Annotated in this window: 18 protein-coding genes and 1 tRNA gene; 10 read left to right on the forward strand and 9 right to left on the reverse strand. The window is 65.3% G+C overall.

Features of this window, described 5'->3' with window-relative positions; genetic code table 11:
* Positions 1 to 55 precede the first annotated feature (55 nt).
* On the forward strand, positions 56 to 1,792 hold the full coding sequence (locus ABLE38_RS16700) for an amidohydrolase family protein (protein WP_348975379.1): 1,737 nt from the start codon (positions 56 to 58) through the stop codon (positions 1,790 to 1,792).
* 14 nt (positions 1,793 to 1,806) lie between these two features.
* Entirely contained in the window at positions 1,807 to 2,667 is an 861-nt protein-coding gene (locus ABLE38_RS16705) for a hypothetical protein (protein ID WP_348975380.1), read from the forward strand.
* Positions 2,668 to 2,732: 65 nt separating this feature from the next.
* Here the strand turns inward: ABLE38_RS16705 and ABLE38_RS16710 are convergent, their stop codons facing one another.
* On the reverse strand, positions 2,733 to 3,650 hold the full coding sequence (locus ABLE38_RS16710; protein WP_348975381.1) for a dihydrodipicolinate synthase family protein: 918 nt from the start codon (positions 3,648 to 3,650) through the stop codon (positions 2,733 to 2,735).
* A 102-nt stretch (positions 3,651 to 3,752) separates the two neighbouring features.
* Here ABLE38_RS16710 and ABLE38_RS16715 point away from each other — a divergent pair, with 102 nt between their 5' ends.
* Entirely contained in the window at positions 3,753 to 4,538 is a 786-nt protein-coding gene (locus ABLE38_RS16715) for an FCD domain-containing protein (RefSeq protein ID WP_348975382.1), read from the forward strand.
* 107 nt (positions 4,539 to 4,645) lie between these two features.
* Here ABLE38_RS16715 and ABLE38_RS16720 read toward each other — a convergent pair whose 3' ends face one another.
* On the reverse strand, positions 4,646 to 5,239 hold the full coding sequence (locus tag ABLE38_RS16720; RefSeq protein WP_348975383.1) for a nitroreductase: 594 nt from the start codon (positions 5,237 to 5,239) through the stop codon (positions 4,646 to 4,648).
* 132 nt (positions 5,240 to 5,371) lie between these two features.
* On the opposite strand from ABLE38_RS16720, the gene ABLE38_RS16725 reads away from it, so the two are divergent.
* Together ABLE38_RS16725 and ABLE38_RS16730 are read left to right on the forward strand one after the other, a co-directional pair.
* Positions 5,372 to 5,671 carry a hypothetical protein gene (locus ABLE38_RS16725; protein ID WP_348975384.1) on the forward strand — a complete coding sequence of 100 codons (300 nt, stop codon included), beginning with the start codon at positions 5,372 to 5,374 and terminating at the stop codon, positions 5,669 to 5,671.
* A 55-nt stretch (positions 5,672 to 5,726) separates the two neighbouring features.
* A complete protein-coding gene (locus tag ABLE38_RS16730; protein ID WP_348975385.1) occupies positions 5,727 to 6,686 on the forward strand; it encodes a LysR family transcriptional regulator in 960 nt (319 codons plus the stop codon).
* Here the strand turns inward: ABLE38_RS16730 and ABLE38_RS16735 are convergent.
* Positions 6,683 to 7,594 carry an alpha/beta hydrolase gene (locus ABLE38_RS16735; protein WP_348975386.1) on the reverse strand — a complete coding sequence of 304 codons (912 nt, stop codon included), beginning with the start codon at positions 7,592 to 7,594 and terminating at the stop codon, positions 6,683 to 6,685. The genes ABLE38_RS16730 and ABLE38_RS16735 overlap by 4 nt on opposite strands.
* A gap of 147 nt (positions 7,595 to 7,741) precedes the next feature.
* Here ABLE38_RS16735 and ABLE38_RS16740 point away from each other — a divergent pair, with 147 nt between their 5' ends.
* From ABLE38_RS16740 to ABLE38_RS16755, 4 genes are read left to right on the forward strand one after another with little or no spacing between them, the layout of a single operon-like run.
* Complete coding sequence (locus ABLE38_RS16740) at positions 7,742 to 9,481, forward strand: acyl-CoA dehydrogenase (protein ID WP_348975387.1); 1,740 nt, start codon at positions 7,742 to 7,744, stop codon at positions 9,479 to 9,481.
* 18 nt (positions 9,482 to 9,499) lie between these two features.
* Positions 9,500 to 10,540: a phosphotransferase gene (locus ABLE38_RS16745; protein ID WP_348975388.1), complete on the forward strand. Its 1,041-nt coding sequence runs from the start codon at positions 9,500 to 9,502 to the stop codon at positions 10,538 to 10,540.
* 3 nt (positions 10,541 to 10,543) lie between these two features.
* Entirely contained in the window at positions 10,544 to 11,782 is a 1,239-nt protein-coding gene (locus ABLE38_RS16750; protein WP_348975389.1) for an acyl-CoA dehydrogenase family protein, read from the forward strand.
* A complete protein-coding gene (locus ABLE38_RS16755) occupies positions 11,775 to 12,131 on the forward strand; it encodes a RidA family protein (protein ID WP_348975390.1) in 357 nt (118 codons plus the stop codon). The genes ABLE38_RS16750 and ABLE38_RS16755 overlap by 8 nt, the downstream gene beginning before the upstream one ends.
* On the opposite strand, the gene ABLE38_RS16760 is transcribed toward ABLE38_RS16755, so the two are convergent.
* Positions 12,092 to 13,309 carry a PLP-dependent aminotransferase family protein gene (locus tag ABLE38_RS16760; protein WP_348975391.1) on the reverse strand — a complete coding sequence of 406 codons (1,218 nt, stop codon included), beginning with the start codon at positions 13,307 to 13,309 and terminating at the stop codon, positions 12,092 to 12,094. The two genes, ABLE38_RS16755 and ABLE38_RS16760, sit on opposite strands and share 40 nt — an antisense overlap.
* Positions 13,310 to 13,367: 58 nt before the next feature.
* On the reverse strand, positions 13,368 to 14,615 hold the full coding sequence (locus tag ABLE38_RS16765; RefSeq protein WP_348975392.1) for a cytochrome P450: 1,248 nt from the start codon (positions 14,613 to 14,615) through the stop codon (positions 13,368 to 13,370).
* 68 nt (positions 14,616 to 14,683) lie between these two features.
* On the opposite strand from ABLE38_RS16765, the gene ABLE38_RS16770 reads away from it, so the two are divergent.
* Positions 14,684 to 15,247 carry a TetR/AcrR family transcriptional regulator gene (locus ABLE38_RS16770; RefSeq protein ID WP_348975393.1) on the forward strand — a complete coding sequence of 188 codons (564 nt, stop codon included), beginning with the start codon at positions 14,684 to 14,686 and terminating at the stop codon, positions 15,245 to 15,247.
* A gap of 934 nt (positions 15,248 to 16,181) precedes the next feature.
* Here the strand turns inward: ABLE38_RS16770 and ABLE38_RS16775 are convergent.
* The 4 genes from ABLE38_RS16775 to ABLE38_RS16790 form a co-directional block, all read right to left on the reverse strand.
* Complete coding sequence (locus tag ABLE38_RS16775) at positions 16,182 to 16,775, reverse strand: hypothetical protein (protein WP_348975394.1); 594 nt, start codon at positions 16,773 to 16,775, stop codon at positions 16,182 to 16,184.
* Positions 16,776 to 16,869: 94 nt separating this feature from the next.
* Positions 16,870 to 17,520 (reverse strand): type II toxin-antitoxin system antitoxin SocA domain-containing protein, encoded by a 651-nt coding sequence (locus ABLE38_RS16780; RefSeq protein WP_348975395.1) that lies wholly within the window; start codon positions 17,518 to 17,520, stop codon positions 16,870 to 16,872.
* Positions 17,510 to 17,800, reverse strand: a complete 291-nt coding sequence (locus ABLE38_RS16785) for a BrnT family toxin (RefSeq protein WP_348975396.1) — start codon at positions 17,798 to 17,800, stop codon at positions 17,510 to 17,512. Before ABLE38_RS16785 ends, ABLE38_RS16780 begins: the two co-directional genes overlap by 11 nt.
* A 363-nt stretch (positions 17,801 to 18,163) precedes the next feature.
* A tRNA-Glu gene (locus ABLE38_RS16790) sits at positions 18,164 to 18,238 on the reverse strand.
* Positions 18,239 to 18,266: the final 28 nt, after the last annotated feature.

The raw sequence follows: 18,266 nt of genomic DNA on the forward strand, positions 1-18,266 counted from the left end.
TTGCAATCTTAGATATCATATGGCGTTATCGCCGGGATAAAAGATGGAGAGAGCCATGACGGACATTCTGATTCAGGGCGGCACCGTGGTCGACGGCACCGGCGCCTCCTCCTATGCTGCGGACGTGCGCGTGAAGGGCGGCGTGATCGCGGAGATCGCCGCCGGCCTCGCGCCGGTCGAGGGCGAGCGCCTGGTGGACGCCAGCGGCTGCATCGTCTCGCCCGGCTTCATCGAACCGCACACGCATATGGACGCCGTCATGTGGTGGCAGCCGAGCCTCGATCCGCTGCCCGGCTATGGCGTCAGCACCGTCGTGATCGGCAATTGCGGCTTCACGGCCGCGCCGGTCCACCCTGATCCCCAGGTCCGCATGGAGATGGTCAACATCTTCTCCTTCTTCGAGGAAGTGCCGCAAAAGCCGTTCCTCGAGATGCTGCCCTGGGATTGGTCGACCTGGTCCGAATATCGCGCCTCGATGGAGGCCAAGTGCAAGACCTCGACCAATGTCGCGGGCTATGCCGGCCATATCGCGATCCGCCTGGCGGTGATGGGCATGGACGCGTGGGAGCGCGTGGCGACGCCGGACGAGATCCGCAAGATGTGCGCGCTGCTCGAGGACGCGATCGACGGCGGCGCTCTCGGCATGTCGTCCAACCTGATGGATCATGACAGCAAGGATCGTCCGGTTCCAAGCTTGGTCGCCGATGATGCCGAATGGTCCGCGCTGATCGGCGTGCTTGCCAGCCGTCCGGGCAGCCAGCTCCAGGTGATCCTCGACACCTTCTTCAAGCTGCGCGCGCCCGAGCAGATGGAACGCCTCGGCAATCTCTGCCGCGATCGCGGCGTGCGCGTGCAGATGGCGGGCGCTGGTGGCCTGCTCCGCTTCCAGGACTCGATCCGCGAGAAGATGTGGGCGATCACCGCGAAGCAGAAGGCAGAGGGCTTCGACTTTTGGCCGAGCTTCGCGCATGTGCCGCCCACGACCGCGCTCAACTTCTTCAGCAGCTCGTCCTTCGCCCAGGCCAATGAATATGTCTGGCACGAAGTCGTCCAGGCGCAGACCGAGGAAGAGAAGCTCGCACTGCTGCGCGATCCCGATTTCCGCGCCCGCGCCCGCGACAGCTGGGACAACAAGGCGTTCAAGCAGTCGCTCGTCGCCAATCCGCACATGATGCTGCTGATGGACTCCGAGACCGGCGCCGGCCCGCTCGACCTCAACCTCAAGGAGCTGGCCGAGCAGACCGGCAAGCATCCGTCCGACGCGCTGGCCGATTGGGTGATCGCCAACGGCGTGCAGTCGATCATCAGCCGCGTGCCGCATCCGATGGCGCAGGAAGAGACGATCGAGATGCTCAAGGACAAGCAGACCGTCGCCAACATCTCGGATGCCGGTGCGCATGGTCAGATGCTATGCGGCGGCGGCGAGAACATCCTGCTGCTGACCCAGTTTGTGAAGAACGGCGAACTGACGCTGGAGGAAGCGATCTACGTCCAGACCGGCAAGCAGGCCGAGCATTTCAACTTTGGCGATCGCGGCGTACTCAAGCCCGGCTACCGTGCCGATATCGCGGTGTTCGATCTCGACGAGATCCAGCAGCGTCCGCTCATGCGCGCCTTTGACGTGCCGGACGGCAAGGGCGGCTTCACCTGGCGCTTCAGTCGCGACGCCGCGCCGATGCGCCTGACGCTGGTGAACGGTGTTTCGACCTTCGAGAACGGCGCGTTCACCGGCGAGCTGCCGGGCGAATTCGTCAGCCCGGTCATCACCAGGGTCGAAGCGGCCGCAGCCTGAAGGGAGAGAGCGACATGAACGAAGACGATCTCCCGTACCTGCAGCGGGGCCGCCAGAAGGTCGAGACGACGAGCAGCGTGCTCATTAGCTCGTCCAAATACATGAACGATTATCGCATTCGGGAATGGGTCAACACCCAGTGCCTGAAGCGCAACGGCCGCGACTACCCGCCGACCTATGGCATTCCGATGCTGATCGAAGCGGTGCGCGAGGTGCAGGACCATGGCCGTATCGAGGAACTGTTCAACGATGCCCGCAAGGACTGGCCCGAATTCGACAAATGGCTCGACGAGCGCTGGCTTGCCCGGCTGACGCGCGAGGACATGAAGTCGTGCCCGCCGGGCTCGGTCGGCGGCATCTGGTACAACCAGCTCGTCACCGCCGGCATGCAGGTGGACATCATCCCGACCTTCGAGCCGCGCTCGAGCTTCGAATATTTCTTCCTGCGCGGCGTGCAGATCCACGACATCATGCACATCCTGAGCGGCGGCGGGTTCGATGCGCTCGGCGAGATCATGCCCGCGTTCCTCAAGTACGGAAACCTGTTCCGCCACTTCAATCCGGAACTCGCCGGATTGCTCAACGTCCAGAACACGCTGCTCACCATCCCGATGTTCATGCGCGGGCCGCTCCATTATCCCGAGCTGTTCGTGCAGATGTGGGACCTCGCCCATTACGCAATGAAGGTCGGCCAGGATTCCGATGCGCTGTTCATCCCGCGCTACGAGGAATGGCTCGACCTGCCGCTGGAGGAGGCGCGCGCCAAGTTCGGCGTGCGGGGCGCGAGGACGATCGACACGTCACGCGAATCCGATTTCTTCGACGAGCGGACCGCCTCGCTGGAGCCGGCGCCGCAAGCGGTGGCGGCGGAATAGCGTTCCCCTCGGTCGCAATGCTGGGGCCGGAAAGGGCGAGGGAGCGATCCCTCGCCCTTTTTGCGTCACCAGCCTTCGATCTCCGCAAGCTCGATCTGCTCGACCACGGCCAATGCCTTGGCGAGCGAGTCCGCTTCGGCGTGGAGGCGCGGGGGGCGGGGCAGACCGCCGGCAAGCCCGAAATGCTCGAGCAGCGCCTTGGTCACCCGGATGCCGCCATTGCCGTAGAGCACCATGAACAGCCGCATCAACTTGCCCCAGCGTTCGAGGAACGCCGCATTGTCGCCAGCCTTGGCGGCATCGATAATGCTGCGGCAGAGCTTCGGGGCGATGTTGCCCTCTGAAGACAGAAATCCTTGCGCGCCGAACGCCAGCGCCATCGGGGCCTGGTGCGGCCCGCCTACGCAGATATCGATCCGGTCGCCCAGCGCATCGGCGAGCGTGCGGAGATAGTTCGGATCCTGGTGGCTGACATTGAGGCCGATAAGCTGGCTGTGGCGGCCGAACAGATCGATGATGACTTGCGCCGGGATGACATAGCCGACCGACTGATGGGTCGAGAGTATCGAGGGCATGTCAGTATTCGACAGGACTTCGCTGAAATAGGCGTCGAGCTCGCGGGGCGTCGGCGTGTGGCCATGGCCGACATCGAGCGAATAGACTTGGGCAGCGTCGACGCCAGCGCGGGCTGCCATGTCCAGGAACGCGATCATCTGCTTCGCGGTGCGGGGCTCGACGCCCATCGCGCGGACGGGCACGCGACCCTTGAGCTCCTCGACCGCGATCGTCAGCAGCCGTTCGGTTTCCTCGGGCGCCAGCGTGTAGCCCTCACCGCTGCCGCCGCCGCCGACATAGACGCCGACCCCGGCATCGCCAAGCTTGCGCAGATGCCGCCGCATCGCCGCCTCGTCGATTGCGCCATCCTCGGCAAAGGGCGTGATGCTGATGGTGAAGGTCTGATAGCGCGAGGTATCGGCATTCATCCATTCTCTCCCGGGTTTTTCCGTTTCTGTGGCTGGACTTGCAAAGATCTAGCGTGCGCGTATTGCAGCATGTTCATCTTTGACAGGATGCTGAGGGGCAATGTGAGCGAAGACAAAGCGAAGAAGCGGCGCCTGCGCCAACCGCGTGTGGCGGAGATCGTCGCGTCCAGCCTGCGCGCGCGCATTCTCTCCGGCGCGCTCGCCGATGGCGACATGCTGCCCAAACAGGAGGATCTGCTCGCCGAGTTCGGCGTCAGCCCTCCCTGCATCCGTGAAGCCTTCCGCATTCTCGAGACCGAGGGGCTGGTCACCGTGATCCGCGGCAATGTCGGCGGTGCCATCGTCCATGTCCCGCATCCCGGCACCGCGGCCTATATGCTCGGGCTGGTGCTCCAGGCGCGTTCCGTCTCGCTCTACGACCTGCTCAATGGCATGCGCCTGCTCGAGCCGGCCTGCGCCGCCGAGGCTGCGCTGCGCCCCGATCGCGAGACCACGGTACTGCCGAAGCTGCGCGCCAATATCGATGCGAGCATGGAAGCGATCGACGATCCCGCGACCTTCATCGGCCTGGCGCGCGCCTTCCATACCGAGCTGGTCAGCAATTGCGGCAACGAGACGATGAGCCTGGTCGTCGGTGCGCTGGAACGGCTTTGGTCGGCGCAGGTCGAGGCGCTGGCGGTCGATCGTTCTGTGCATGGCAGCTTCTCCGATCGGGCGGTGCGGCTGTCGCTCGCCCGCGAGCATGAGCGGATCTATCGCGCGATCGAGGAAGGCGACGCGCAGAGCGCCGAGCGGGCGATCCGCGAGCATTTCTCGAGCGGTGGCGGCGAACGCCGGCACGGATTCGACACCGACCTGACGGTCAAGGCCGACATGCTGCGGGCTTAGAGAGGCGCTGGGTTCGAGGCAGCCGGAAGGGTTTCCCGGCAAGGGCCGGGGCCCATCTCTCTTCGCTTCATCCGATCGTGTTGCCACGCGGAGCCGCCCGCTTCCGTTCAGAGCGTCAGCCAGCGCGCGACGTCCTCCGCGCCGACCCGCGGGCGCGGCGTGGCCGGCTCGGCAATGCTGCCTACCAGTACGACGCCCGCGACCTTCTGCCCTTCCTCCAGCCCGAGCAGCGCGGTTGCCTGTGCATCATAGGCGTGCCAGCCGGTCAGCCAGTTGGCGCCATAGCCCATCGCGTGCGCGCCGTTGAGCAGGTTCATGCACATTGCGCCGGCCGAGAGCCATTGCTCCCATTCGGGCACCTTGTGGCCGGGGATCGCCGCGGAGACGACGACCACCACTAGCGGCGCGCAGGCGAGCTTGCGCGTGCTGACGCGCACCTTGGCTGCATCTTCCCGGGTATCCGCCAGCGCCAGCAGTCGCTCGACCCAGCGATCCTTGGTTTCTCCCGCGACCAGTATGAGGCGCCAGGGGCTCAACCGGCCATGATCGGGCACGCGCAGCGCAATCTCGACCAGCCGGTCGATCTCCGCGCGGCTTGGTCCCGGGCCGACCAGCGCGTCAGGCACGATCGAGCGGCGTGAGGCGAGGAGGTCCGCGGGCGAGAGCGCGTCCGAAGCCGGGTTGATCGCTGTCGAAGCCATGAATCGTCTCTCCCGTTTATGGACGGCTGGCCGCCGATCCCGTTTGACGCTCCTAATCGAATCCACTAACATTTAAAAGATAGCAGTTATAAGAAATGCCGCGGGAAGAGCCCGCGGGTGGGAGAGATGTCGATGACGGCAACGATACGCTTCAAGGACATTGCGCTTGGCCAGCCGGTCGAGCTGGACGCATGCGCCGAGGGGGGTGCCTCGCTCGCCGAACGAATGTGCGCGATGGTCCGGCAATGGTCGGGGGCTCCGGCGGCCAGCCTGGTGTCGATGCACATGCTGGAGGACGCCTCGCCGCCTGACCGGGTGTCAGGCCGCGTGATGGCGCGGCATCTCGATGGCAGCAACCGCGCCGATGTCGAAGTCCTCATGCGCGCACAGGAAGGCTGTGCGAGGGCGGTCGTCCGTGTGGCGCTCGGGTGAGGGCGCCGCGCCGGGGAACGGGCCCGGCTCCACGGATCGTGGCGTAAGCGCGGGCATGTCGAGTTCGCTTCCTCCGTCCGTCCCGCGCGAAGTGGCGACGCTGCGCACGCTGCGGATCGCCAAGCACTTCCCGTTCTTCCTCGCCGTTGCGGAAGAACAGAATCTTCACCGTGCCGCCGAGCGGCTCAACATCGCGCAGTCCGCGCTGTCGCGCCGCATCGCCGATCTTGAGCGTGAGCTCGGCAATATCGAATTGTTCGAGCGCCAGGCGCGCGGGGTGACGATCACCCCGGCGGGCGAGATGCTGGCGCACGACGTGCGGCGCATCCTGCTCGCGATCGAAGAGGCGCGGCGCAATGTCGGGCGGATCGCCCAGGGTGAGCTGGGGACGCTGCGCGTGTCCTTCTCCGAAGCGATGCTGCGACGCCCGGTGCTGCCGGCGGTGCTGCGCGAATTCCGCGCGGCGCATCCCGAGGTGGAACTGCGTGCCTTTCCGCTGACCTCGGATGCGCAGCGCAGCCGATTGCTGGCGGACGAGATCGACGTCGCGTTCGTCATAGAAGAGGCGACCGACCGTGAGCAGTTCGAGACGTTGCATGTCGGTCAGGACAAGTTCGTGCTGGTCCTGCCCGCCGATCACCCGCTGGCGGCGAAGCAGATCGTGTCACTGCACGAAATCGCCGGCGAACCGCTGCTCTGGCCGGCGCGGCACACCTCGCCGCGCCTGTTCGACCGGATGATCGCGGCGTTCGACGCGCGGGGAGTCTCGCCGAACATCGCGGTCGAGGTGTCGGCCGTCGATATCGGCTATGAATTGACCGCCTCGGGGATCGGGCTGGGGATCGTCACCGCCGCGCGCGCGGACCGGACGCCGCCGGGCGTGGTGCTGCGCGATCTCGCCGATCTCGACCTGCCGTTGCCGCTCAGCATGTTGTGGCCGAAGGGTAGCGGCTCGCCGCTGGTTCGCCAGTTCGTCGAGCTCGTGCGGCAGCGTGTCGCCGAGAGCGAGGGCTAGGCGCGGGCGAAGGCCTCCGCGACCAGCCTGCCGACGGCGGCGACTTCGGCATTGGCTGCTGACAGCAGGTCGACCAGCGTGAAGAAGCCGTGCGCCATGCCGGGATGTTCGCGCAGCGTGACCGGCACGCCGGCCGCCCGCAGCGCCTCGGCATAGGCCAGGCCCTCATCGTGCAGCGGATCGCAGCCGCCCAGCACGAGGATCGCCTCGGGCAGGCCGGCGAGTTCGGCTGCCAGCGGCACCGCCTCGGGATGCGCGCGATCGGTGGCGGGGGCATAGTGATCCCAGAACCAGCGCATGTCTTCGGCGGAGATCAGATAGTCGCCGCGGCCGAATTCCCGGTAGGAGGGGCGCTCGAAATCGGGCGATAGCACCGGATAGAGCAGCACCTGCAAGTCGATGCGCGGGCCGCCGCGATCGCGCGCGCGGATCGCCAGCGCGGCGGCTAGGTTGCCGCCCGCGCTGTCGCCCGTCACTGCCAGCGGGCCGGGGCCGGCGAGCGCCTCCAGCGCTGCCCAGCTATCGTCGAGCGGCTGCGGGAAGGGATGCTCGGGCGCGAGCCGATAGTCGATGCTGACCACTTCGGTGCCCGATGCGTGCGCGAGCTGGCGGCAGACCGGATCGAAGGCGTCGAGCGTCCCGAAGGTCCAGCCGCCGCCGTGCAGATAGAGGATCTGACCGTGCGGCGTGCCGTGGGGAATATAGCGGCGCACGGGGACGGGGCCGTGCGGTCCTGCGATTCGGAAATCCTCGATACGTGCCATTCGGGCGCCGCGATCGCGCGGCAGCGCGGCCTGCGATACGGCGAAGGTCCGGCGGACATCGTCCACTGTGCCCGCGCTGAATCCGGGCAGGCCGAGCGCATTGCGCCGGTCGAGCATTGCCCGCATCTCGGGATCCAGCGCCATTCGTCTCTCCTGAAAAGGGCCCCGGACGATGCTGGGCCGCTGCCGGCTGCGCGCGCAATTGCCCAATTGCGATGCCATCGATCCGGCTTTGACATTCGACGCTGCGCGCTCGCCGCGCTTATGGCCCGCTCCGGGAAATGGAGTGGAATGAGCGAGAATCTGATCGCGCGCGAGGAGCTGGATTTCCTCCTCTGGGACTGGCTGGGCCTTGCGGAAGACTGCGGTGACGCGGTCGATCGCGAGAGCGCCGATGCGATCCTCGACCTGTCGACCCGGCTCGCCGCCGATACTTTCCTGACGCATTACAAGACCGCCGACCAGATCGAGCCCCATCAGGATGCCGAAGGCGTGCACGCGCTGCCGCAGATCGGTGCGGCGCTGCGCGAATATGCCGAGCTTGGGCTGTTCTCGGCGAGCTTTCCGCCGGAGCTGGGCGGGCTTGGCCTGCCGGGGCTGTTGGCCAATGCGTCCTTCGCCCAGTTCCTCGCGGCCAATGTCGCCACCGCCGCCTATCCGATGCTGACGACCGCGAATGCGCGGCTGTTGGCGGCGTTCGGCAGTCCCGCGCAGATCGAGCAGTTCGCGCTGCCGCAGATCGCCGGGCGCTGGTTCGGCACGATGTGCCTGTCCGAGCCGCAGGCGGGCTCGAACCTCGCCGACGTCGCGACGCGCGCGGTGGCGGACGGCGCCGATGCGCTGGGGGACCGCTATCGCCTGGCCGGCAACAAGATGTGGATCTCGGGCGGCGACCACGACCTCGCCGAGAACATCATCCATCTCGTGCTGGCCAAGGTCGCCGGTCCGGACGATGCGACCGAATCCGGCACGCGCGGGCTGTCGCTGTTCGTCGTCCCCAAGATCCTGCCGGACGGCACCCGCAACGACATCGCGGTGGCGGGCCTCAATCACAAGATGGGCTATCGCGGCACGGTGAACTGCCTGCTCAACCTGGGTGAGTGCGAGGGGGCAATCGGCTGGATTGTCGGCACGCCCGGCCAGGGCCTGCCGCAGATGTTCAAGATGATGAACGAGGCGCGGATCGGCGTGGCGCTGGGCGCGGCGGCGCTTGGCTATCGCGGCTATCGCCACGCGCTCGGCTATGCCCGCGAACGGACCCAGGGCCGCGCCCCGGGCGCGGGCACCGGCCCCTCGCAGCCGATCATCGACCATCCCGACGTGCGCGACATGCTGCTCGCGGCGAAATGCTATGCGGAGGGCGCATTGGCGCTGGTGCTCTATTGCGCCAAGCTGGCAGACCAGGCGGATCGCGACCCGGATGCCGAGCTACTGCTCGGGCTGCTCACGCCGATCGCCAAGACCTGGGCCTCGGAACAGGGGCTCGCAGCGAACGACATCGCGATCCAGGTCCATGGCGGCTATGGCTATACCCGCGACTTCGATGTCGAGCAGCTCTGGCGCGACAACCGCCTCAATCCGATCCACGAGGGGACGACCGGCATCCAGGCGCTCGATCTGGTCGGGCGCAAGCTGCGCGATGATAGCGCGCTGGACCTGCTGCGCGCGCGCATCGGGCAGACCGTCGCCAAGGCCGCATCCAGCGCGTCTTTCGCCGTACATGCCCTGGAGCTCGATCTCTGGTGGCAGAAGATCGTCGAGGCGGTCGAGACGCTGCGGAGTGCCGGGCCGCAGGTGATGGCGTCGAACGCGACCGCGCTGCTCCGCGCCTTCGGGCACGGCGTGGCGGGATGGCAATGGCTCGATCGCGCGCTGCTCTGCGCCGACGCGCCCGAGGATCCGTTCCGCGGCGGCAAGCTCTGGGCCTGTCGTTATTTCTTCGAGCACGAGATGCCGCGGATCCATGCCTGGCTGTGCCCGGTCGCGGCGCGCAGCGATCTGGCGGCAACGGTGCCGGTCGAATGTCTGTGAACGGGCAGGGAAGAGAACATGGCTGAGGCACTGGCCGGTGTCCGCGCGGCGCATCGTTTCGACGAAGCGGGCCTGCGCGGCTGGATGGAAACGCATGTTCCGGGTTTCGCCGGGCCGCTCCTCGTCGAGCAGTTCGCTGGCGGCCAGTCCAACCCGACCTATCGCCTGCGCACGCCGGCGCGCGACTATGTGCTGCGTCGCAAGCCGCCGGGTATATTGCTCAAGGGTGCGCATGCGGTGGACCGCGAGTATCGCGTGATCTCCGCGCTGCACGGCGCCGGCTTCCCGGTACCGCGCACCTTCGGGCTGTGCCTCGACGAGAGCGTGATCGGCACCGCCTTCTACGTGATGGAGATGGTGGAGGGGCGCAACTTCTGGAACACGGCCTTCCCGGAAGTGCCGGCCGAGCAACGCCCAGCCTATTTCGACGCGATGAACGCGACGATCGCGCAGCTCCATTCGATCGATCCGGCGGCGATCGGGCTCGCGGACTATGGCCGGCCCGGCAATTATTTCGAGCGCCAGGTGGGGCGCTGGTCGCGGCAATATCTCGAGGACGCCGATGCCGGCCGGGTGCCGGCAATGGACGCGCTGATCGAATGGCTGCCGGCGAACATCCCGCCGGGTGACGAGACCAGCATCGTCCATGGCGACTTCCGCTGCGACAACATGCTGTTCCACCCCAGCGAGCCGCGCGTGATCGCGGTGCTCGACTGGGAGCTGTCGACGCTCGGCCATCCGCTGGCCGACTTCGCCTATCACCTGATGGTCTACCACATGCCGCCAGGCTTCTCGACCGGGCTGTCGGGGCTCGACCTGCCGGCGCTGAACATCCCGAGCGAGGCGCAGTACATCGCCGATTATTGCCGCCGCACCGGCCGCGAAGGGATCGACCGGCTCGACTTCCATTTGTCGTTCAGCCTGTTCCGGCTGGCGGCGATCATCCACGGCATCAAGGGTCGGATGATCCGCGGCACCGCCTCTTCGCCGCAGGCGGCCGAGGCAATCGAACAGCTCGAGCGGATCGCCAATCTCGCCCTCGCGCAAACCAAAGGCTGACCGATGGACTTCACCTATTCCGAGCGCCAGACGCATTGGCTGGAGCGCATCCGCGGCTTCATGGCCGAGCATGTCGCGCCGAACGAAGCGCGCTATCATGCCGAACTCGCAGAGGGGCCGACGCGGTGGCGCGTGCTGCCGGTGCTCGAGGAACTCAAAGGCAGGGCGAAGGCCGAGGGGCTGTGGAACCTGTTCCTGCCCCCCGCGGCGCATGACGAGGGCGACTATCGCGGCGCCGGCCTCTCTAACCTCGAATATGCGCCCTGCGCCGAGGAGATGGGGCGCTTTCCCTGGGCTTCGGAGATCTTCAACTGCTCGGCGCCCGATACCGGCAACATGGAAGTGCTCCACCGCTACGGCACGCCAGAGCAGAAGGAACGCTGGCTCAAGCCGCTGATGGCGGGCGAGATCCGCTCGGCCTTCGCGATGACCGAGCCCGGCGTGGCGAGCTCGGACGCGACCAACATCGCGACGCGCATCGAGCGGCAGGGCGATGATTATGTCCTCAACGGCAGGAAATGGTGGATCTCCGGCGCCGGCGATCCGCGCTGCAAGTTGCTGATCGTGCTCGGCGTGAGCGACGCCCAAGCCGAGCGGCACGCGCGGCACAGCCAGATCTTCGTGCCCGTCGACACGCCCGGCGTGACGATCGGCCGCGCGTTGCCGGTGTTCGGCTATGATGATGCGCCGCACGGGCACTGCGAAGTCAGGTTCGAGGATGCCCGCGTGCCGGCCGCCAATATCGTGCTCGGCGAAGGGCGTGGCTTCGAAGTCGCGCAAGGGCGGCTCGGCCCAGGGCGCATTCATCATTGCATGCGCGCGATCGGACTCGCCGAGATGGCGCTAGACGCGATGGTCGTGCGGCTGCTCGGCCGCGAGGCGTTCGGCAAGCGGATCGCCGACCAGTCGATCTGGGAGCAGCGCGTCGCCGAGGCGCGGACCGAGATCGAGATGACCCGGCTGCTCTGCCTCAAGGCCGCGGACATGATGGACAAGGTCGGCAACAAGGTCGCCCAGCGCGAGATCGCGATGATCAAGGTCGCCGGGCCGCGCCTCGCGCTCAAGGTAATCGACGATGCGATCCAGGCGCATGGCGGGGCGGGGGTGTGCAGCGACTTCCCGCTCGCCGCCGCCTATGCGCTGGCGCGGACGCTGCGGCTCGCCGACGGGCCGGACGAGGTCCACAACCGGGCGATCGCGCGGCTCGAATATCGGCGCTTCAAGGAGACGGTGCGTGGCTGAGATCAAGCGGTTCCAGACCAATCCGCGGATGAGCGGCGCGGTGGTGCATGGCGGCGTCGTCTCGCTTTCGGGGCAGGTGGCGATCGATCATCGCGGTGGCACGGTCGCCAACCAGGCGCGCGAAGTGCTCGAGCGGATCGACCTGCTGCTCGCCGATGCGGGCACCGACAAGTCGAAGCTGCTCACCGCGAACCTCTATCTGACCGACATCGCGTCGCTCCAGGCGCTCAACATGGCCTGGGACCGCTGGGTCGTGCCCGGCTGCGCGCCGACGCGCACGACGATCCAGGCGGTGCTCGCCTCGCCCGACTATGCGCTGGAGATCGCGGTGACCGCCGCGGTCGACTGAAGCATCTCGCGGACCAGCGCGCCGAGCCGGGCCACGCCCTCACGCGCGGGTTCGGAATCGATCATCGAGAAGCTCAGCCGCAGCGTGTTGCGCTCCGCCGGCACGCCCCTGGGATAGAAGGCGGCGCCGGCGATCGCCGAGACGCCCTCCTCGGCGAGCGCGCGTTGCGTGAGCAGGGTGGCATCGAGCTGTTTCGGCAGCTCGACCCAGATGTAAAGGCCGCCTTCGGGCCGCGTCCAGCGGACGCCTTGGGGCATGTGCTCGGCCAGCGCCGCGAGCATCGAGTCACGGCGTTCGCGATAGACGGCGCAGGCGGTCTCGGTCGCGGCGGCGAGCTGGCTCCGCACCACCTCGAGCAGCAACATCTGGTTGAGCGCGCTGGTCGCCAGGTCGCTGGCCTGCTTGATCAGCACCAGCTTGCGGATCGCCGCTGCCGGACCCGCGATCCAGCCGACCCGGAGCGAGGGGGCGATCGTCTTGGAGAAGGTACCGGTATGGAGCACCGGCGTGTCCTCGATGCTGCCGTGGCGCGCGATCGCCATCGCCAATAGCGAAGGGAGCGGCGCACCGTCATAGCGGAGGCGCTCGTAACAGCCGTCCTCGAGGATCGCCATGCCGTTGCCGGCGGCCAGATCAAGCAGCTCCTCGCGCTCCTCCAGCGTCATCGTCGTGCCGGTGGGGTTGCGGAAATCGGGGCCGACATAGCAGAATTTCGCACCCACTGGGTTGCCGCCGGGATAGGCTGCATAGACCGGTTCATAGGCATCGAAGGCCCGCAGCGCGCCGATGAAGCTCGGTACCTCGACCATCGCCTTGTCGCCGGGCGAGAGCAACAATTTGGCGACGAAGTCGAGGCCCTGCTGTGATCCGTTGGTGATCAGGATATTGTCCGGATCGCAAGGCGCGCCGATGCCGGTCATATAGTCGGCGATCCAGGCGCGCAGCGCCGCATGGCCCTCGCTCGGCGCATATTGCAGCGCGGTGCGGGCCAGCGCGGGGTCGCTCCAGATCCGCGCGGAGGCTTCAGCGAGCGCGGCATAGGGAAAGATGTCCGGATCGGGCAGGCCGCCGCCCAGATGGATGATCTGTCCGGCCTGCAGGAGTTTCATCCGCTCGCGGATATCCGAAGCGACGACCTCGCCCATGCGCGTGGCAAAGAGCCTGTTCCAATCGGCCATCCTGCTCTCCTTATCTTATAAAGATAGCTCTAATAAGGAGCGGAGAAGGTGTCGAGCGCTACCGCGAGAGCACCACCGGCATATGCTTGATCCCGCCGACGAAGTTGGAACGAAGCCGGCTGACCGGCCCGGCCAGCTCCAGCCCCGGGAAGCGCGCGAGCAACTCGCTCAGCACCGCGCGCAGCTCGATCCGCGCCAGGTCGTTGCCCAGGCAGCTGTGCCGGCCGAAGCCGAAGGTGAGGTGGCGATTGGGCCGGCGCGCCAGATCGAGCGTGAACGGCGCCTCGAACACGCTGTCGTCGCGATTGGCTGAGGGATAGAACAGCACCACCTTCTCGCCCTTGCGCACCGTCTGGCCGCCGATCTCCACGTCGGTGGTCGCGGTGCGCGCCATATAGACGATCGGCGTTACCCAGCGGAGTAATTCCTCCACGGCGGTGGGCATCAGCGCGGAGTCCGCGGTGAGCGCGGCGCGGGCCTCGGGATGCTCGATCAACGCGAGCATCGCGCCGCTGGTGGCGTTGCGCGTGGTCTCGTTGCCGGCGATGGCGAGCAAGAAGCAGAAGCCGAGGATCTCGCGGTCGGTCAGCGGCTCGCCGTCGATCCGCGCCTCGACGAGCAGGCTGACCAGGTCCTCACGCGGGCTCGCGCGGCGCTCGGCGATGAAGCGCGCGAAATAGCCGAACATCGCCTGCTGCGCGCCGACGATCGCCTCGCGCGGCAGGTCGACGCTGCCATATTCGGGGTCCTCGCTGCCGATCACGGCATTGCTCCACAGATACATCTGGTCGCGGGCTTCGGCGGGGACGCCGAGCAGTTCGAGGATCACGTCGAGCGGCAGCCGCATCGCGATCGCCTCGACGAAATCGATCTCGCCGTCGCCAGCGGCTGCGATCCGTGCGGCGGCGACATCGTCGGCGATCTCGCGGCAGCGCGCGACGATATGCTCCTCGAGCGCGCGCATCACGCTCGGCTTGAACCGCTCGCGCAGCACCATGCGGTTCTTGTGGTGCTCGGGCGGATCCATGGTGAGCAGCAACGGCACGCGCGGCGCGTCCGCGGCGATCATGTCCTTGCGCAGGATGGTGACGCCTGGCGCGCTGATGAAGTTGTCGCTGTCCTTCCCGATCGCCGTGATGTGCTCGTAGCGGGTGAAGGCCCAGAACGGCTCGCGGATGCCGTCCTCGTGCCAGGCGGCCGGCATGTCGCGGCGCATCCGCTCCCAGACCTCGTGCGGATAGCCATGGTTGGCGAAGCGATCGGGATCGAAGCAGGCCGGATCGGCCAGCGGACGCGCAGTTGCCATGGAGTGACTCCTTAAGTGAACGATCGTTCACTAGCATTGGACGGGCGGGGCTGCTAGGGGGAAAGCCGATGAGCAAGGTGCGAACGCGGATGGCGCCCGACGAGCGGCGCGCGGTGATTCTGGCGGCGGCGGCGGCGATGTTCCAGGAGCGCGGCTATGCGGCCTCAAGCATTGATGCGATCGCCGCGGCCTCGGGGATCAGCGGCCCGGCGATCTATCGCTATTTCGCGCGCAAGACCGAGCTGCTCGTCGCGCTGCTCGAAGGCGCGGCGGCGTCGGCGATGACCGAAATCGAGCAGGCGACTGCGCAGGCCCCGGCGGACGGGCAGCTGGCTGCGATGGCCGACGCGCTGCTGCGCCACGGCCGGCGCGAGGGCGCGGTGATCGGGCTGTTGCAATCGACCGTGGCGGAAATGGACGCGGCGGACCGGGGCCGGTTGGAGGCGATCCGCCTGCATCTGGTCGCGCAGCTTGCCGGTCTGCTCGGGGCGGCGCGGCCCGAACTGGCAGCGGGAGAGGTGCGGATCCATGTCGAGGCGGCGCTCGGCGTGATCGGGCAGCTCGCGCGACGCCCCGAACAGGAACATACTGCGCGGTTCCACAGGCTGCTGCTGGCCGTGCTGGCGGCGTGATGCCGTATCCCTGCGAGCGCTGGCCAGGTCAGGGGCTCGATTATGATCCGCCTCGGTCTGGTTTTCGCGAACCGGACGGCATGGTGAATCGCTTGCAGCGTCCGATCGAACTCTTGAACCAGGTTCGTAACCAAGCCGCGCACCCCTTCGAGCTCGATTTTAAGCGCAACCACCTGGCTGCCGCTTGGAGTCGAGCCCGACGTCTAGGGGCCACTAAGCAATTCAGGTCATTCCCGATTCGCGTCGCTCGCCTGCGCGTCAGCGGGGCGGGTCGATATAAGGCCGGAGCGACCCCAGCGAAAAACGTCCAGAAACGTCCGCTGACATCCTGCCAGGAATAGTAGAGAAGTTTTAGAGAAATTGCAGTTCTTGCAACTGCAGCGTCAACTAAGTCTTTGAAAAGACTTGGTGACCCCTACGGGAATCGAACCCGTGCTTCAGCCGTGGAGACCAGAAACCGCAGATTTCTGCGGTTCTTAGGGGTCAATTTTACCTAACTCAGTCCAATGCCGTCCAATGTCGTCTAATCCAAATTACCTAACTTGAAAGCACCGGTTCGGCTGGGAAGGGGTGCAATGCAGGACCATTATCCGGTTGAGATCGGGCACGAGAAGGGCTTCTCTGGCAGCCGGGTGCCGTGGGAGGGTCGGGATGGTGAGTGGAGAAGGGGGCGGAAAATCTAGCCGGATAGCGGCCGACCACGATGGGGCTGCTACGAGGACGCAGTTAGTTCGACCGCCGGAGCCGCGCTTTTTTGACCAGGCGACCGCCGCGGCCTATTTCAGCATCAGCGAGCGAACCTTTGAGGCGCAATGGCGTAGCTATCGGATGCCGCACCCGCTGCGGATTGGTCGACGGTTGCTCTGGGATAGGAAGATTTTGGATCGCCATGCGGACTCCATGTCGGGTGTCGATTCGTTCAATAAAAGCGACCTTACGTCTCCCTGAGCGTTTTGATCACCTCGTTGAGAGCAGAGCTGTATCTGGAGAATTGCTCTTGGAGCTGCTGATCGGTCAGGTTGGCATATTCTCGAACCGACCAACTCTTCACGATGCGGATTTCGGTCTGCTTGTATCTAGGGGTGCAGATGATTCTTGCATCGGATTTGTCGAAATCTTGCTGGGTCAGAATGGCATTGCGGATGATCGTAGAGAGAAGTTCTTTTTGATAGCCATTCAGCCCAGGCGATGACCAGCCGATCACGAATACCGGCTCAAGCTTATTCTCATGGAGCCTGATGAACGTCGGAGTGACCGGAACAATTCTAGTAGTCCCATCGGGATTACGTCCAATCGGGTAGGGGGTGCCAAAGCCCTTGAACGCCGATAGCCCTTCGACCTTCTCTCGTTCGGCATAGTTGAAGAAGGCCGGGATGATCTCTCTCGCGGCCTTCTTGGTCATCGGATGCTTGATGCCGTCAGCGCATTTGAGCGCCTGCTCGAGGCTGATGCGATCGGTGACAATGGCTTCGCATATGACGTAAACCTCGGCCAATGAATGAATCGGTGGCGACGCAGCGAACCGCATCAGGCCCCGTTCCGTGTCATCAGCACGTCGGAAGTTGAACCGCGCCCAGTTAGTTACGCTAGGCGGCCTTAGAAGGCGCTGTATTGCCTGCTCGCTATTCTTCATTCTCGTAGCGCGGTCTTCCCGCGCAATGATAGATGATCTGAGGTGTTATCTCCATACCCGGATTGGACTTTCCACGGTAATGCCAAACAGCATGCCAAGGACTGCCTCGTTGATGTGAAACAGCGCGCAACTGCGCTGCTGTTTGGGATCCGAACCGGCGAAGTGTTTCCTCGAGTAGCTCCTGGTCGCCCGCATCAATGGGGTCTTCTGCTTCGACCATCTGCCTATTCTCTATAGAGAATTTCGAGGCCAAATTTTCTATTGGTTGGTCGCCTGCGCCCTTAAATGCCTGATAAAGCTCTCGGAAAACGGGACCGTGATCCCATGCTTCCACTCGAGCAGAGGTCAAGAGCACGCCCCGCTCAACGAGCGAGCGCTCAAGGGCGAAATAGACAAGCTTATTGAGCGACATATTGGAGAACTTTAGGCCAAGCTCGCGCCCGCGCTTTACTAACCAGTTGGCGATCGATCGGACGTCATAGCCGCGCTCAGCAATCTGAGCGCCCGAGAAAGCGCCGCGTTTGGCACCTGACCAGTCCGACACTTCGGGCTGATCATCGGTATCAATATCGGCCTCTGTGAGCAGCGAAAGCCGAGACAGCTCGGCGAGCAGCTCCGGGGTTAGTCTGTTATTCGCCATATTCGTATGCCCGGCGCTCCCGCGCCGTCGCCTTCCTAGCACTGATGATGCGGCCCGCTGGCGGTCCCGATTCGTCGTTGGAGAATGTGTGCACGACGAAAAGGAGAACATCGCTCACCATGCCGACTGTGCGCCATCTGTGCTCAGTTTCGTGGGGGTCTAGCGAAGAAAGATGGAAAGGATCGGCGAACACCAGCGCGGCGAGTTCAAACGAAACAAGATGCTTTCGCTTGTTCAAATCTGCTTTGTGCGGATCCCAGATCCAATCTGGAGGCTTCACGTTTTCACCGGATGACCGGCCAGCTGTTTCGCGAAGTATCTAACCCGATCCGGGGACGTTTTGCAACGGATAAGCAGGACGTGTGTGTGTTGACATTTCGTCCGATCGCATTTCGCACTAGCTCTCATCTGAGGGTGCGAGCACCCGCTGAACCGGCCCTTTCGCAGGGAAAGCACAGGTTCCTAACCGCTTTTTGGCGCAAAAACCGCAGAAAACCGTGCATTTTTGAGAGGTGCGAGAGCGCATTGGGGCGCATTAGAGCGCAGGGGAAACGCAAAAGTTAGGTAAAAAGGCATCGCGAGATTTCCGCCGAATTTTTACCTAACCGCCGCCGATCTCGCGAAAAACCTAGCGAAATCAAGGTGGTGACCCCTACGGGAATCGAACCCGTGCTTCAGCCGTGAAAGGGCCGCGTCCTAACCGCTAGACGAAGGGGCCATGCCGTAGCGTGGAGGCGGCCAGTTAG

Source organism: Sphingomonas sp. KR3-1 (genome assembly GCF_040049295.1).
Taxonomy (GTDB): Bacteria; Pseudomonadota; Alphaproteobacteria; order Sphingomonadales; family Sphingomonadaceae; genus Sphingomonas.

Coding starts and splice junctions, on each gene's coding strand:
- ABLE38_RS16700 (WP_348975379.1), top strand. CDS start 56: ATGACGGACATTCTGATTCAGGGCGGCACCGTGGTCGACGGCACCGGC.
- ABLE38_RS16705 (WP_348975380.1), top strand. CDS start 1,807: ATGAACGAAGACGATCTCCCGTACCTGCAGCGGGGCCGCCAGAAGGTC.
- ABLE38_RS16710 (WP_348975381.1), bottom strand. CDS start 3,650: ATGAATGCCGATACCTCGCGCTATCAGACCTTCACCATCAGCATCACG.
- ABLE38_RS16720 (WP_348975383.1), bottom strand. CDS start 5,239: ATGGCTTCGACAGCGATCAACCCGGCTTCGGACGCGCTCTCGCCCGCG.
- ABLE38_RS16725 (WP_348975384.1), top strand. CDS start 5,372: ATGACGGCAACGATACGCTTCAAGGACATTGCGCTTGGCCAGCCGGTC.
- ABLE38_RS16730 (WP_348975385.1), top strand. CDS start 5,727: ATGTCGAGTTCGCTTCCTCCGTCCGTCCCGCGCGAAGTGGCGACGCTG.
- ABLE38_RS16735 (WP_348975386.1), bottom strand. CDS start 7,594: ATGGCGCTGGATCCCGAGATGCGGGCAATGCTCGACCGGCGCAATGCG.
- ABLE38_RS16740 (WP_348975387.1), top strand. CDS start 7,742: ATGAGCGAGAATCTGATCGCGCGCGAGGAGCTGGATTTCCTCCTCTGG.
- ABLE38_RS16745 (WP_348975388.1), top strand. CDS start 9,500: ATGGCTGAGGCACTGGCCGGTGTCCGCGCGGCGCATCGTTTCGACGAA.
- ABLE38_RS16750 (WP_348975389.1), top strand. CDS start 10,544: ATGGACTTCACCTATTCCGAGCGCCAGACGCATTGGCTGGAGCGCATC.
- ABLE38_RS16760 (WP_348975391.1), bottom strand. CDS start 13,309: ATGGCCGATTGGAACAGGCTCTTTGCCACGCGCATGGGCGAGGTCGTC.
- ABLE38_RS16765 (WP_348975392.1), bottom strand. CDS start 14,615: ATGGCAACTGCGCGTCCGCTGGCCGATCCGGCCTGCTTCGATCCCGAT.
- ABLE38_RS16770 (WP_348975393.1), top strand. CDS start 14,684: ATGAGCAAGGTGCGAACGCGGATGGCGCCCGACGAGCGGCGCGCGGTG.
- ABLE38_RS16775 (WP_348975394.1), bottom strand. CDS start 16,775: ATGCGGTTCGCTGCGTCGCCACCGATTCATTCATTGGCCGAGGTTTAC.
- ABLE38_RS16780 (WP_348975395.1), bottom strand. CDS start 17,520: ATGGCGAATAACAGACTAACCCCGGAGCTGCTCGCCGAGCTGTCTCGG.